A 14,312-nucleotide genomic window follows, 5' to 3' on the forward strand; every position below is an offset into this window, starting at 1 on the left:
CTTAGTCGCTGCAAACTTAAGCCAGCGCCATGACCCTAACATGTCAGTAACATGACAAAAAAATGAATCCCTCAGCTATCAGTTATAGCAAATTATTGAAAAATTGGTGGCGAAGGGACCCCCATCGCCACACCGCCGCATTTTATGCCGCCGAAGTTAAGGCTTCGATGCGCTGATTTACCACTTCGCGCAACCGCAGAAGCGGTTCCGCCTGATGGGGATAGCGTTTAAAAGTGATGTGCATCCCCAGTTGTTGTTCAATCAAGGCTTCTACCGTCGCACGATCGGTCAGGCTTTCCAGCAGTTGCAGGGCTCGCATGTCCTGCAGGCCCTGATGCAGTACCCGTAAACGCAGTGACTCCACCGGCGTCAGGTTTTCTCCGGGATAAACCACAAAGGCATCCCCTGAGGGGAACGCATTGCGGCAATCCGTCACCGCGTAGGGATTGAGCTTCTCCCGCGAATGCCCGCTGTTATAGAAATTAAAGCCCCAATGCAGAAAACCGGCGATGTTGTACCGGTAAAGCTGGATACCCAAAATGCGGTTGCGCGCCGAGGGCTGGGCAAAGAAACGGTTGGCCACCTCGGTTTTTTGCACGCAGCAATAATAAGCCCACAGGCCAGGTACCCGGTTTTCGATAAAAGGTTCGATATGGTCGGTGGCGGCCACCGGCGTTTCCACCAGCCCCTGTTGGTAAAAAGCATAATCTGACAAGGCATCAAAAGTATGGAACCCGGCCAATAGCGGCTGCAAGGTAGCGCTGGCAGCTTGGTAAACAGCGATATTTTCCAGCGTCGGTTCATCCGAGATGTGAAACCACACCCGTTGTTGTAACTGCCGCTCGCGGAGCCAGCCGGTCAGTGCCGGCAACAAGGCTTGCAGGAACTGTTGATACTCTTCGGCATGGGCATCGGTATGCCAGCCGAACAGCGGGCTAAGCGTGCCGTCTGTCTCCACCATGATTTTTGGCGCATGGGCGGCCCCCCACTGGGTAAACAACGGGGCAATTTCAAAGTGTTCAATGCCCTCCTCCTGCGCCATATCCACCCATTGGGCCAGACGCTGGAAATCAAACCGGTAGCCCTGCGCAGACCGCTGCACACCCACCAGTTGCACCGTGGTACGCTCGCCGCCGACGGCGGTATCCAGCGGTGGCGTGAAGATCGGCGTCAACAGCATATTTACCCCACTGTTAACCGCGGTACGGACAAAGTTGCGCGTCGCCAGCCAGTATTCGGGGCTGAATACCGCAAGATGGTAATAATCTGCTAGGCAATCGGAATGCAGCCATTCGGTGTGCAACAGGGTTTGCGGTGGCAGTGCGGCCGCCACGATATGCAGCGTCAACTCAGCACTGGCCAGTACGTCCTCGCTTGCCACATCAAACAACGTCAGTGTCAGGGGGTAATCCCCGCCAGCCACCGGTATCGACGGTGAGGTTAAGGTCAACCACAGGCCGCCGTAATAATTGCAGGTGGCAAAGAAACGCCGATCGACCAGCGGTACCAGCGGATCGGGAAATAACCCTGGTTCGGTGCGCAGATAGTTTTCATCGGTCTCGGTATAACAGGGAAAGTGGCTGGGTACCGACTGCACCTGACGCACGCTGATATACTCCGACAATGGTCCCTCAATACGGTAGCCTAATTCACGTCGCGTTTCGTTATCGGTCCGCTGCAGGCAATAAACCCCCTGCCAACACATCATTTCGTTATTCAGCCCGCTGAGTTTATTTATCTGTGTGATCTGCGGAGCATTATGGCTGTGAAATATTTTTTCCAGGCAATGAGTAAAGGTCAATGAAAGACGCATAACAGTAATCTCACTTTAATTAGAAAATACCGAGGGGCGATTTTCAGGCTAAACCCTTTTATCGATTCAAACAATAGCCCTCTTTCAAAAACCGACTGCAAGAGGCTTCGAATGAAGTCATATACGATTTTTTTGTTTATTTGCATCACAAAAATGAAAGATAACCCGGCATGCACAATAAAAATGTTTTTAATCCCCATTATGGTGCAAGGGTTATCACTTATTCCTATGACGCCAGCAGCCTATAATTGCTGCACGGCAGGGCTAAAACCGGCCAGAAAGGTTAACGAATTGTGAACAAGTAACGCTTTCAGTTTAGGCTTCAACCCTTTCGATTTTAACAACAACGAAACATTCATGCCCCATTTTTGGGCAGATCGGGGTGTATTGACACATTGAAAGTTAAGGGATAGAAAGAATTCACATTACGAAAATATTGATTCGTCGTTCACCAAGGGGAAAGCAATGTCACCGATAAAAAATACCGGTCGTCTTCTGGCACACTCTGCCATTGCGGCTGCATTATTATTGCCAACCATGTTATACGCCGCCGATCAAATAACTTTGCGCTACGCCGTATGGGACAGAAATCAATTACCTGCCGAGCAGGAAATTGCCAAGCGATTTGAAAAAGAAAACCCTAACATTAAAATCGCCATAGAATTAACCCCCTCGGCGCAATACTTTGTCAAATTAGATTCCGCCGCTGCCGGTGGCGTCGCACCAGATATATTCTGGATAAACATGCCTTATTTTGTGCAATACGCCAAGAATGGCATCATGCAACCCTTAACACCCTATATTACCGGCAGTAGCGTGCAATTAAATAATGTCGTCGCCAGTTCGGTTAAAGCCTATCAGTATGACGGCCAGCAGATGGCCATTCCCCGCGATGTTGACTCGATCGCGGTGTGGTACAACAAAAAACTGTTCGATCAGGCCGGAGTCAGCTACCCCACCAACGACTGGAGCTGGGATGACCTGAAGAGCAAAGCGACCGCACTGAAAACCGGCTTGAAAGGCAGCGCCTTCCCATTGGTCATGGATCTGAGCATCGACGGCCAGGACAGCTATATGAACCTGCTGTTCCAGAACGGCAACCACATTGTGCCAAAAGACGGCCAGCCGACCGACATTGCCAACGACAAGTCGATCTGGGTCTATCAACAGCTGCAATCCATGATGAAAGACGGATTGATGCCCAGCGCCCAACAGATGAGCGAAGTCAAAACCGAAAACATCTTCCAGTCCAACCGTGCGGCGATGGTGTATGCCGGTTCCTGGCTGGCGGCCCCCTTCGCCAACAATCCGCTGATTAACGATCATATTGGCGTGGTGATGATGCCGAAAATCGAGCGCCAGTCTGGCGTGGCGCACAGCCTGGCGTTTGCCATGTCTGCCAACAGCGCGCACAAGCAGGAAGCCTGGAAATACATTGAGTTTATGAGTTCCGAAGCCTCACAGACTGAGTTGGCGAAAGCGGTGATCCCGGCCAACAAACTGGCGGCCAAAGCCTGGGCGGCGGCGATCACCAAGGTCGATGTGACGCCTTACATTGAAACCCTCAACGTCACCGAAGCTTACCCCACTGCCGGGACCAACACGCCGAAATGGCAGAACATGTGGATCGCCAGCCTGAAGAAAATCTTTATGGGCGCGGAGGCCAAACCTGAAATGGACAAGTCGGTTAAGAAGATTGAACGCGTGATGGAGCAGTAATCACCCCGTGCCGGTGGCGCCTGCCCGAAGGCGCACCGGCCGCGGAATACCGCAGAGCAGTTACAGGTGAGGAAAGGCAACATGTCGCTGGCAGAAAGCTACGGTGCCCTAAAACAACAAAAAAGTACCCCACGACCGGCACTCAGCCGCCTGGAGCGTGCCGAGCGCTTCTGGGGCTGGGTGATGATCTTGCCGTTGCTGATTGGCTTGACGGTGTTTTACCTGGTCCCCTTTTTACAGAACATCTTTTACAGCTTTACCGACCTCAACCAGTTTATGCGCTGGAGCACCCTCAGCGTCGATAACTACGTCAATCTGTTTGAAGACGACGACTTTTACACCGCCGCCGCCAACACCTTGTTCTATGTGGTGGTGTGCGTGCCGATCAGCCTGAGCCTGTCACTGCTGCTGGCGATTGGCCTGAACCAGAACATCCGCGGCAAGGCATTGCTGCGCACCCTCTTGTTCCTGCCGGCGGTCACCATGCCTGCCGCAGTGGCGATGGTCTGGCAATGGCTGTTCAACAAGGACTTCGGCCTGATTAACCAGGCGACGGGCCTGCTGGGTATTTCGCCGGTGGCCTGGCTGTCCGATCCGGACGTGGTACGCATCAGCGTTTCCATCATCATTATCTGGTCGTCGCTGGCGCTGAAAATCATCATTTTGCTGGCCGGGTTGCAAAGCATTCCACGCCAACTGTATGAGGCTGCCGACATCGACGGGATCAGCACCCTGCGCCGCTTCTTCTGCATTACCCTGCCGATGATGGTGCCCACGCTGTTCTTCGTCTCGGTGATGAGTTTTATCGAGATCCTGCAAGTCTTTGACGTGGTGTTCCTGATGTTTGACCGCGCGTTGGTGGAAAGCGACGTGATGACCGTGACCAACCTGTTCTACAAATACGCCTTTTATCTGCAGGAGAAAGGTTACGCCTCCGCCATCACCGTGGTGCTGTTCGCCGTCACCCTGTTGATCACCCTGATTCAAATGGTGATTGGCAAACGCCTGAAAGTCAGCTGAGGAGCCATGACGATGAGCATAAGTAAAAAAACGCTGGTGTATCTGTTTATGGTTCTGGCGGCGCTGGCCTCGGTGGTGCCCTTCATCTGGATGCTGGTGACCTCGCTGAAAACTCAGGCCGAGAGTATCCAGATCCCACTGACACTGTTACCGGCGCACCCGAGCCTGCAGGCCTATGGCAAGGTTATGCGCGAAATCCCCTTCACCGACTTCTATGTGAACTCGCTGCTGGCGACCTTTTTCACCGTCACGCTGCAGATGGTGATCGCCACCATGGCCGCCTACGGCTTCTCACGCCTGCACTTTCGCGGCCGTGATGCGGTATTCCTGGTGTGTATTTCGATCCTGATGGTGCCGGGTCAGGCCTTTCTGATCCCGCAGTTCCTGGTGGTACAGAAACTGGGGCTGGTAAACAGCATCACCGGGCTGGTGCTGCCGGGTATTTTCAGCATTTACGCTACCTTCCTGCTGCGCCAGTTCTTCCTGGCGGTGCCAAAAGAGATGGAGGAAGCGGCGCTGATCGACGGTTACAGCTACTTCGCTATCTTCTGGCGCATCATGCTGCCGCTGATCCGCCCCGGCATTATCGCCTGCATCATCATCAATGGCCTGTGGAGCTGGAACAACTTGATGTGGCCACTGATCGTCAACACCACCACCGAGAAACTGACGCTGCCGGTCGGGCTGGCGTCGCTGTCCAGCCGCGCCGGGGTGGAATACCCACTGCTGATGGCCGGTGCGCTGATGGCGGTGATCCCGATGCTGATGCTGTTCATTCTTTTCCAACGCTACTTCATCCAGGGCATCGCCAGCGCTGGGGTAAAAGGCTAACTGCGAACACAAGGTAAAAAACATGGCCGGTATACAGTTAAACAATGTGAAGAAGGTCTACCCCAACGGATTCAATGCGTTACAGGGTGTCGATCTGGACATTAAAGACGGCGAGTTTATGGTGTTTGTCGGGCCCTCCGGCTGCGCCAAATCCACTCTGCTGCGGATGATAGCCGGGCTGGAGAGCGTTAGTGAGGGTCAGATCATGATCCACGATCGCTGCGTCAACGACACCATGCCCAAAGATCGCGGCATCGCCATGGTGTTCCAGAACTACGCGCTGTATCCGCATATGACGGTCTACAAAAACATGGCGTTTGGCCTGATAGGTAAGGAAAGCAAGGCCGAGATCGACCGCCGGGTGCGTGATGCCGCCGAAAAGCTGGAGATCACCAATCTGCTGCAACGTAAGCCGGGTCAGTTATCCGGCGGCCAGTGCCAGCGCGTGGCGGTCGGCCGCGCCATCGTGCGTAAACCCAAGGTGTTTTTGTTCGATGAGCCGTTGTCCAATCTGGATGCCAAGCTGCGGGTCACGATGCGCGTACAGCTGATCGAGCTGCATAACCAACTGAAACAGGAAGGTGTCGCCGCCACCATGGTGTATGTCACCCACGATCAGGTAGAAGCGATGACCATGGGGGACCGCATCTGCGTGATGAATCGGGGCGCCATTATGCAGGTGGATAAGCCGATCAACCTTTACCACCAGCCCGCCAACCGCTTTGTCGCCGAGTTTATCGGCAGTCCTTCGATGAACCTGCACGATATGGCGATTACCCGCAGCGCGCAGGGCATCGGGCTGCGTATCGGCAATCAACACCCTCTCGAACTGCCGGCATTGCTGCAACAGCTGTTGGAAAGTTACCCCCATGCGCGTGTGTGCCTTGGTATTCGCCCGGAGTGCCTGCGGCTTTGCGCCCCCGGCAGCAGCAATTGCTTCCCGGCGAAGATTGTCACCATCGAACGAATGGGCAATGAAGAGTTACTGCACTGCGAACTGGCCGGGCTGCGCTTTGTGCTGCGCATGGCGTCACAACCTGACTGGGAACCGCGCCTGGGGGAACAGATCCACCTGGCTTTCGATCTGTCCCGCGCACACCTGTTTGACGAAATCAGCGGCCAAAACCTCAAATAACTAGATCGGAGAATGTGCAATGTCGTCAGCTCAACAACATGGTTATGCCGGTCGCCCGGTTCGGGTGCTGGTGATTGGTGCCGGGGCACGCGGGGAAATTTACTCGCGCTATGCGTTGGCGCACCCGGATTTAATGCAGGTGGTGGCCGTGGCAGAACCGCGAGATGTCTACCGCCGGCAGTTTGTCGAACAACATGCCATAGCGGCGGACAAGGTGTTCACCGACTGGCAGCAGGCCGCGGACGCCGGCAAATTGGCCGATGCGGTGCTGATTTGCACTCAGGATACTTTGCACCTCGAACCGGCGCTGGCCTTTGCCAAACAGGGTTACGCCATGCTGCTGGAAAAACCGCTGTCGCCGGATGCCAGTGAATGCCGCACTATCGTCGAGGAAGTGGTGCGCCAGAAGCTGATTTTCTCGGTCGGCCACGTGCTGCGCTATACGCGCTATACCCAAAAGCTGAAACAACTGCTGCGCGATAACGTGATTGGCGACATCGTCAGCCTGCAGCACCTGGAGCCGGTGGGTTACTGGCATCAGGCCCATTCCTTCGTGCGCGGCAACTGGCGCAACGACGGTGAGGCGGCCTTTATGTTGCTGCAGAAGTCCTGCCACGACATCGACTGGATCCGCTACATCATGGAATTGCCCTGTGAGCAGATCAGTTCCTTCGGCGGCCTGCGCCACTTCCGCCAGGAAAACCAACCGGCCGGTGCGGCGGACAACTGCCTGGACTGCGCGGTGGAAGCCAACTGCCCTTACTCCGCAAAACGCATTTATCTGGGTGACAACCACAAGGCAACGCCGGGTTTTCTGCGGGTATTAACACCCGAGGTCGATCAGCCGCATCTGCAGGCGGCACTGCGCGACGGTCAATATGGTCGTTGCGTCTACCGCTGCGACAATAACGTGGTCGACCATCAGGTGGTCAATATGCAGTTTACCGGTGGCCGTACCGCCTCCTTCACCATGACCGCCTTTACCCGACTGGAAGATCGCCAAACCCGTATTTTTGGTAGCCACGGTTGTCTCGAAGGTGACGGACGTTACATCCGTATCACCTCTTTCGTCGACGACAGTGAAAAGGTCTACGACGTCGATGAAGCCGAAGATCTGCACGCCATGGCCGGCCACGGCGGTGGCGATTACTACCTGATGCAGCATTTTATCGACGCGATCCGTACCAACGATCCTTCCCAGATACTGTCCGGTCCGGCAGAAACGCTGGAAAGTCATCTGATGGTGTTTGCGGCAGAGCGCGCGCGCCGTGAATCCGCCGTTATTACCCTGAGCGGAGCCTGAATACGTGGACATATCCCAGATACGCTACGGTTTCGACATCGGTGGTACCAAGATCGAAATGGCGGCCTACGACCGGCAGCTCAGGCAGGTGCTGTGCCAGCGGATCGGCACCCCCACCGGCGATTACCGCGAGTTTTTGTCCTGCATCCATCAATTGGTCGAGCAGGCCGATAGAGAGTTGCACACCCAGGGCAGTATCGGCATCGGTTTACCGGGCGTGACCGATCCGCGCAGCCGTCGACAACTGGCGGTGAATGTGCCCTGCCTGACCGGCCACTGTCTGGCGGACGACCTGGCGCAAACCTTGGCACGACCGGTTGAAATTGAAAACGACTGCCGCTGCTTTGCCCTTTCCGAAGCCAGTACGCCGCAAACCGACCATCTGGCGCTGGTGTTTGGCGCCATTATCGGCACCGGGGCTGGGGGTGGATTGGTGATGAACAAACAGTTGCATAAAGGACGCAACGGGCTGGCCGGTGAATGGGGGCACACCCCTATCTCCGCCCAATTGGCACAACGCTACGACTTACCGCTGTTCACCTGCAACTGTGGGCTAACCGGCTGCTTTGAGCGCTATGTTTCCGGCAGTGGCCTGTTGGCGTTGAGCCGCCATTTCGGTCATCCGGCGGATAACGTCCCGGCGTTAATCGCCAGTTTTCGACAGGGAGACCCTCTGGCACGGCGGTTGATGGCCATGTACGTCGATATTCTGGCCAGCGCACTGGCCGGCCTGCAACTGCTGCTGGACGTAGACGCCTTCGTGCTCGGCGGCGGACTGTCCAACGTTGGCGAGTTGTACTCCCTGCTGCCGCCAGCCATGAGCCATTGGTTGTTGCCCGGTACCGAACCGGCGGCAGTCTACCCACCGGTGCACGGCGACAGCAGCGGCGTACGCGGCGCCGCATTATTACGCCAAAGCTGGCAATAAAAAAGAGTGAAAAGGCCGTCAGGAAAAAATCAATGGCACAGCTTTCATCCTGCTTTCGGCAAATTAACCCGGGCGGTAAGTTGCCGCCTGATAAATAACGGATTACGGCTTTTCACTTTATTTCCCGGCAGCTTTCGGTTGAGGGCGAACCGAAAGGAAGTTGCGATATAAACAATTGATACATATAGTTTTTTATAAAATAACCGGTTGCATTTCATTGTTTCGTTTGCTGTAATTCGCCACGAACAACTGAAAGCACTCCTGCCAGATTAACTGCGACGCATTGCGCCGCGGCCGGGTATGGCTACAGCTAAATCAGGAGTCACGCGTTAATGATCAATACCCTAAAACGACGGGAATTAATTATCGACCAGCTTTGTCGCGAAGGCTCGGTACGCGTCGAACAACTCAGTGCCCAGTTTGCCGTTTCCAGCGTCACTATCCGCAGCGATCTGCGTCAACTGGAAAAAAGCGGCTGTGCGGTCCGGGCGTACGGCGGCGCAATGCTCAACAAGCAGTTCGCCTTCGATCGTCCGTTACAGGACAAGGGCCGCATCAATCGCGACGTGAAATACACCATTGCCTGTGCAGCGGCAGCCCTGGTCAACGACGGCGACGCCATCATTCTCGACTCAGGCTCCACCACCAGCCAAATGGCGCAGCAGTTGGTCGGCAAAAAAGATCTGGTGGTGATGACCAACGCGTTGAATATCGCTTTCGAACTGGCCAACAACGAACAGGTTGATCTGATGGTGGTCGGCGGCAGCGTACGGCGTAAATCCTGGTCTCTGTATGGCCCGGCCGCCGAACAGCACATGCGTCAGTTCCGTTTCGACAAGCTGTTTCTCGGCGTCGACGGTTTTGATTTGCAAAGCGGCATCACCACGCCGGATCCGGGCGAAGCGCAACTTAACCGCGCCATGTGCGACGTCGCACGCGAAGTGATCGCCGTGGCGGATGCCAGCAAGTTCGGTCGCACCAGTTTTTGCATGATCCGTGAAATCGGCCAAATCCAGCGTTTGGTCACCGACAGCCGCATCCCGGAAAGCTACCTGAATGCGCTGAACCATTTAGGGGTCGATGTGATTATCGCCGACCGTTAACCGAGGTTTTTTAAGGAGTTTTCAACATGAACGGTTATTTTGCTTACGATGCGGGCTGGCTGGAACAACGACACGCGTTGCATACCGCACGTGAGATTTGGCAGCAGCCGGATTTATGGGCCGCCCTGCACCAGCAGTTACAGCAGCAACAAGCGCTGTGGCAGCCTTTCCTTGACCCGCTGCTGGCTAACCCTCGCCTGCAGATTGTGCTGTGCGGCGCGGGCAGCTCTGCCTTCGCCGGCCGCGCGTTGGCGCCCTGGCTGCGTGAGAAAACCGGCCGTGACGTGGTGGCCTACGGCACTACCGATATTGTCGCCAACCCGCACCAGTACCTCGATCTTACGCGCCCTACGCTGCTGGTCTCTTTCGCCCGATCCGGCAACAGCCCGGAGAGCGTGGCAACGGTGGAACTGGCAGACCAACTGCTGCCGGAAAGCTATCACCTGATGCTGGTGTGCAACCCGGACAGCCAATTGGCGCAATATGCCCATCAGCGCGACAACGTCTGTTCATTGGTGATGCCACAGGGCTCCAACGATCAAAGCTTCGCCATGACCTCCAGCTTTAGCTGCATGATGCTGTCTGCCGCGCTATTGCTCGGCCCGCAGTCCCTGGCCGAGGCCCAGCGGCCTCTGACGGCGATGGTCGCACGCTGCAATGAACTGCGTGAAACCCTGCAGCCTCAGGTGAAAGCATTGGCGGCCAGCGGTTTCCGGCGTTATATCACGCTGGGTGGCAGTTGCTTCACCGGGCTGGCAGAAGAGGCTTCGTTGAAGATGCTGGAGCTGACGGCCGGACAGATTGTCACCCGCTACGATTCGCCGCTCGGCCTGCGCCATGGCCCCAAGTTTATGGTCGATAACCAGACCCTGGTCCTGCTGATGTTCTCCAGCGGCGACTATGCCCGTCAGTACGATCGCGATTTGTGGAATGAGCTGCAACGTGACGGGCTGGCAATGCAGATGGTCGGCCTGGCCGGCAGCACCCAGCCGCTGTGCGACATGATACTGAACCTCCACCACGCCGAAGATGACGTCTGGCTGCTGTTCCCTTACCTGTTATTCACCCAGATGCTGGCATTTGAAAGTTCGCTGGCGCTTGACCTGACGCCAGATAACCCGTGCCCGACCGGTGAAGTTAACCGGGTAGTGAAAGGCGTCACCATTTACCGTTATCCGTCATCTGTGGCGTAAGGAATCTCTATGTACCTGATATCCAACCGCGAAATGCTGCTGAAAGCGCAGCGCCAGGGGTATGCCGTACCGGCGTTCAACGTTCATAATCTGGAAACCGTGCAGGTGGTGGCGGAAACCGCCGCCGAACTCCGCTCGCCGGTGATCATGGCCGGTACACCCGGCACCTTCAGCTATGCCGGTACTGACTATTTGATTGGCATCTGCCAGGCGGCCGCACACCGTTACGATCTGCCGTTGGCGCTGCATCTGGACCACCACGAAGAAATGGATGATATCGAACACAAGGTCAAAAGCGGTATTCGTTCGGTGATGATCGACGGCTCACACCTGCCATTCGCGCAGAATATTGCCAAGGTGGCCGAGGCCGTGGCGCTGTGCCACCGCTACGGGGCCAGCGTAGAGGCCGAACTGGGCCGCCTCGGTGGGCAGGAGGACGACCTGATTGTCGATTCTACCGACAGCTTCTTTACTGACCCGGCCGCCGCGCGTGAATTTGTCACCGCGACCGGTATCGATTCGCTGGCCGTGGCGATTGGTTCCGCCCACGGGTTGTACCATGGCGAACCCAAACTGGATTTTGATCGTCTGGCGCTGATCCGCGAGCAGGTCGATATCCCGCTGGTGCTGCACGGCGCCTCCGGCATTCCTGAAGCCATGGTAAAACGCGCCATTTCACTGGGGGTCTGCAAGGTCAACGTGGCGACCGAGCTGAAAATCGCCTTTGCCGACGCGGTGAAGAGCTATTTCTCCCAGCACCCGGACGCCAACGATCCACGCAAGTACATCGTGCCCGGCAAACTGGCGATGAAAGAGGTGGTTGCCGAGAAAATCCGCATCTGCGGCAGCAGCGGCATGCTGTAACTCAGAATAAAGCACCAAGCCTGGCCGCCGTTTCAGATTCAACTGCGGCCATAACCATTTTTTTAACGTGACAGAGTTCACAGTACACCGGCTACATTCTCCTGCTAATCATTAAGCCGCCTTCACCATGATCTAAATCATAGTTTTTCCCACCCCCCACCCTATTATTAAATCCATCGGCACTAAAAATTAAGAATAGTATATAAGATATTAAAGAAGGAAAATCGAAAGTTTTTGTTTGCGGATGAAGTCAGGCATATCTGTTTAAACTTTATTTAATTGGAATCACTTATTTTATCAGTTCATTTTAAAAAGGAATTAATAATGAAAAACTCTATCATGGCATTGGTGTTACTGGCCCTCCTCCCTGCTACCTTACAGGCAGCTCAGGGCGGCACCATCCGCTTTACGGGTAAAATCACCTCCCCGGCCTGCACTATCAAACATCAAGATGAAGGAATCATCTCCAGTTGCTTTGGTCAAACCTCGACGAACGGCAATGGCTATATCATCACCCCATTAAATAAAATATCACCTGAACTAGTTTCCAACGTGACAACCGAAATGATTAATAATAACGAAAAACTAAAGAACATCACAATAAGCTATAAATAACCTGCGGTACTTTTATTAATAACCTACGTTACTTTTATTAATCACCTGCGGTATTTGTTTAGTATTAATTTTGATTCAATTAAATAAACTTATTGAAGATTTATAAATTTATTTTATACATTTGAGGCATAAATCTACACACCACATTCATTCTCACAGTATGGGCGACCTCAGGTTGCCCATCTGTATGTCCGGAATCCGCCATCGCTCCCCCGCATTTCATGTAATAATCGGCTCATCAAACAAGAGGAGTGTTCACATGCAAACTTTTTTTATTGACCGTATGGCGACGCCAGTGGGTGAACTGGTGCTGATTGCCGATGAGCAGGACCGGTTACGCGCCATCGACTGGACTGAGCATGAAGTACGCCTGATGAAGCTGCTGAATACTCACTACCGTGCCGATCGCTTCCAACTGGTAGACAAATCCAATCCTGGTGGCCTGACCGATGCCATGCAGCGCTATTTTTCTGGTGAGCTGGATGTCATTGATCAGTTGCCGGTGATGACCGCCGGCACCGAATTCCAGCGTAGTGTGTGGCAGCAACTGCGTCAGATCCCATGCGGTGAGATCATTACCTATGGCGAATTGGCGAAACGCATCGGTCGCCCGACTGCCTCACGTGCAGTAGGTATGGCCAACGGCTCCAACCCCATCAGTATCGTGGTCCCCTGCCACCGGGTGATCGGTTCGCAGGGCGCATTGACTGGTTATGCCGGCGGCGTTCAGCGAAAACAATGGCTGTTAAAGCATGAAGGCTATTTGCAAAACGAACTGCTTTAACCCCCCCGCAGCCGGACATCGCAAGATACCCCGGCTGCGCAAAGCGTTACGTATTGCTGTAAGTGGCAAGGAAATCAAAACATTTCAGGCAACTACAGAACAATCTGCGGCATGCTTGCTCAAATTTCGCACAGAATGCCCCCGTTGTTATTAATGCTACCCTTATCACCTGCAAGAAAAGATGTTAAAATTGACGCATATCAATTATTGAATGAGCGTAATCTATGATCCCGGAAAAACGCGTGATTCGTCGTATCCAGTCTGGTGGTTGTGCGATCCATTGTCAGGATTGCAGTATCAGCCAACTGTGTATTCCTTTTACTCTTAATGCTCATGAGCTGGACCAGCTCGACAACATTATCGAAAGGAAAAAGCCTATCCAGAAGGGCCAGACCCTGTTCAAGGCGGGCGACGAGCTGAAATCGCTGTACGCTATCCGCTCCGGGACCATCAAGAGTTACACCATCACCGAACAAGGTGATGAGCAGATCACCGGCTTCCACCTGGCGGGCGATCTGGTTGGCTTTGACGCTATTGGCGGCCTGAAACACCCAAGCTTCGCTCAGGCGCTGGAAACCTCCATGGTGTGTGAGATCCCCTTCGAAACCCTGGATGACCTGTCCGGCAAAATGCCAAACCTGCGCCAGCAAATCATGCGTCTGATGAGCGGCGAGATTAAAGGCGACCAAGACATGATCCTGCTGTTGTCGAAGAAAAATGCCGAAGAGCGCCTGGCGGCTTTCGTCTATAACCTGTCGCGCCGTTTTGCGGAACGCGGTTTCTCACCCCGTGAGTTCCGCCTGACCATGACCCGTGGCGATATCGGCAACTACCTTGGTCTGACGGTAGAAACCATCAGCCGCCTGCTGGGCCGCTTCCAGAAAAGCGAAATCCTCAGCGTTAAAGGCAAATACATCACCATCGAAAACGTCGACGCCCTGTCGGTGCTGGCCGGTACGCCACGGATTAACGTGACCGTAAACGCCTGATCCTAAGCTGGGTTG

At 54.6% G+C, this 14,312-nt stretch carries 13 protein-coding genes; 12 read left to right on the forward strand and 1 reads right to left on the reverse strand.

Translation table 11 applies throughout. The features are described 5' to 3' along the window. Positions 1-142: 142 nt before the first annotated feature. On the reverse strand, positions 143-1,813 hold the full coding sequence (locus NHG65_RS13685; protein WP_499182306.1) for a DUF4091 domain-containing protein: 1,671 nt from the start codon (positions 1,811-1,813) through the stop codon (positions 143-145). A gap of 465 nt (positions 1,814-2,278) precedes the next feature. Here NHG65_RS13685 and NHG65_RS13690 point away from each other — a divergent pair, with 465 nt between their 5' ends. The 12 genes from NHG65_RS13690 (at position 2,279) to fnr (ending at position 14,297) form a co-directional block, all read left to right on the forward strand. Then, on the forward strand, positions 2,279-3,532 hold the full coding sequence (locus NHG65_RS13690; protein ID WP_207976615.1) for an ABC transporter substrate-binding protein: 1,254 nt from the start codon (positions 2,279-2,281) through the stop codon (positions 3,530-3,532). An 81-nt stretch (positions 3,533-3,613) separates the two neighbouring features. Beyond that, a complete protein-coding gene (locus tag NHG65_RS13695) occupies positions 3,614-4,552 on the forward strand; it encodes a carbohydrate ABC transporter permease (protein ID WP_085116963.1) in 939 nt (312 codons plus the stop codon). 12 nt (positions 4,553-4,564) lie between these two features. Further along, a complete protein-coding gene (locus NHG65_RS13700) occupies positions 4,565-5,383 on the forward strand; it encodes a carbohydrate ABC transporter permease (protein ID WP_085116964.1) in 819 nt (272 codons plus the stop codon). 22 nt (positions 5,384-5,405) lie between these two features. Next, the gene (locus tag NHG65_RS13705; protein WP_499182307.1) at positions 5,406-6,518 is read left to right on the forward strand and encodes an ABC transporter ATP-binding protein; all 1,113 of its coding nucleotides are present in this window, start codon (positions 5,406-5,408) and stop codon (positions 6,516-6,518) included. A 19-nt stretch (positions 6,519-6,537) separates the two neighbouring features. Next, positions 6,538-7,821: a Gfo/Idh/MocA family protein gene (locus tag NHG65_RS13710; protein ID WP_499182308.1), complete on the forward strand. Its 1,284-nt coding sequence runs from the start codon at positions 6,538-6,540 to the stop codon at positions 7,819-7,821. 19 nt (positions 7,822-7,840) lie between these two features. Then, positions 7,841-8,749, forward strand: a complete 909-nt coding sequence (locus NHG65_RS13715; protein ID WP_499183481.1) for an ROK family protein — start codon at positions 7,841-7,843, stop codon at positions 8,747-8,749. Between the two features lie 332 nt (positions 8,750-9,081). Further along, positions 9,082-9,852 carry a transcriptional repressor AgaR gene (gene agaR / locus NHG65_RS13720; RefSeq protein ID WP_207976609.1) on the forward strand — a complete coding sequence of 257 codons (771 nt, stop codon included), beginning with the start codon at positions 9,082-9,084 and terminating at the stop codon, positions 9,850-9,852. A gap of 26 nt (positions 9,853-9,878) precedes the next feature. Beyond that, positions 9,879-11,045 carry an SIS domain-containing protein gene (locus NHG65_RS13725; protein WP_413481476.1) on the forward strand — a complete coding sequence of 389 codons (1,167 nt, stop codon included), beginning with the start codon at positions 9,879-9,881 and terminating at the stop codon, positions 11,043-11,045. Positions 11,046-11,054: 9 nt separating this feature from the next. Next, positions 11,055-11,909 (forward strand): tagatose bisphosphate family class II aldolase, encoded by an 855-nt coding sequence (locus NHG65_RS13730; RefSeq protein ID WP_099062936.1) that lies wholly within the window; start codon positions 11,055-11,057, stop codon positions 11,907-11,909. A 324-nt stretch (positions 11,910-12,233) separates the two neighbouring features. Continuing rightward, a complete protein-coding gene (locus NHG65_RS13735; RefSeq protein WP_099062935.1) occupies positions 12,234-12,524 on the forward strand; it encodes a YmdA family protein in 291 nt (96 codons plus the stop codon). A gap of 259 nt (positions 12,525-12,783) precedes the next feature. Continuing rightward, on the forward strand, positions 12,784-13,308 hold the full coding sequence (gene ogt / locus NHG65_RS13740) for a methylated-DNA--[protein]-cysteine S-methyltransferase (protein WP_099062934.1): 525 nt from the start codon (positions 12,784-12,786) through the stop codon (positions 13,306-13,308). Between the two features lie 224 nt (positions 13,309-13,532). Beyond that, a complete protein-coding gene (gene fnr / locus NHG65_RS13745; protein ID WP_012145310.1) occupies positions 13,533-14,297 on the forward strand; it encodes a fumarate/nitrate reduction transcriptional regulator Fnr in 765 nt (254 codons plus the stop codon). The last annotated feature ends 15 nt before the right edge of the window (positions 14,298-14,312 follow it).

It is taken from the genome of Serratia myotis, assembly GCF_027474885.1.
Lineage (GTDB): Bacteria > Pseudomonadota > Gammaproteobacteria > Enterobacterales > Enterobacteriaceae > Serratia > Serratia proteamaculans.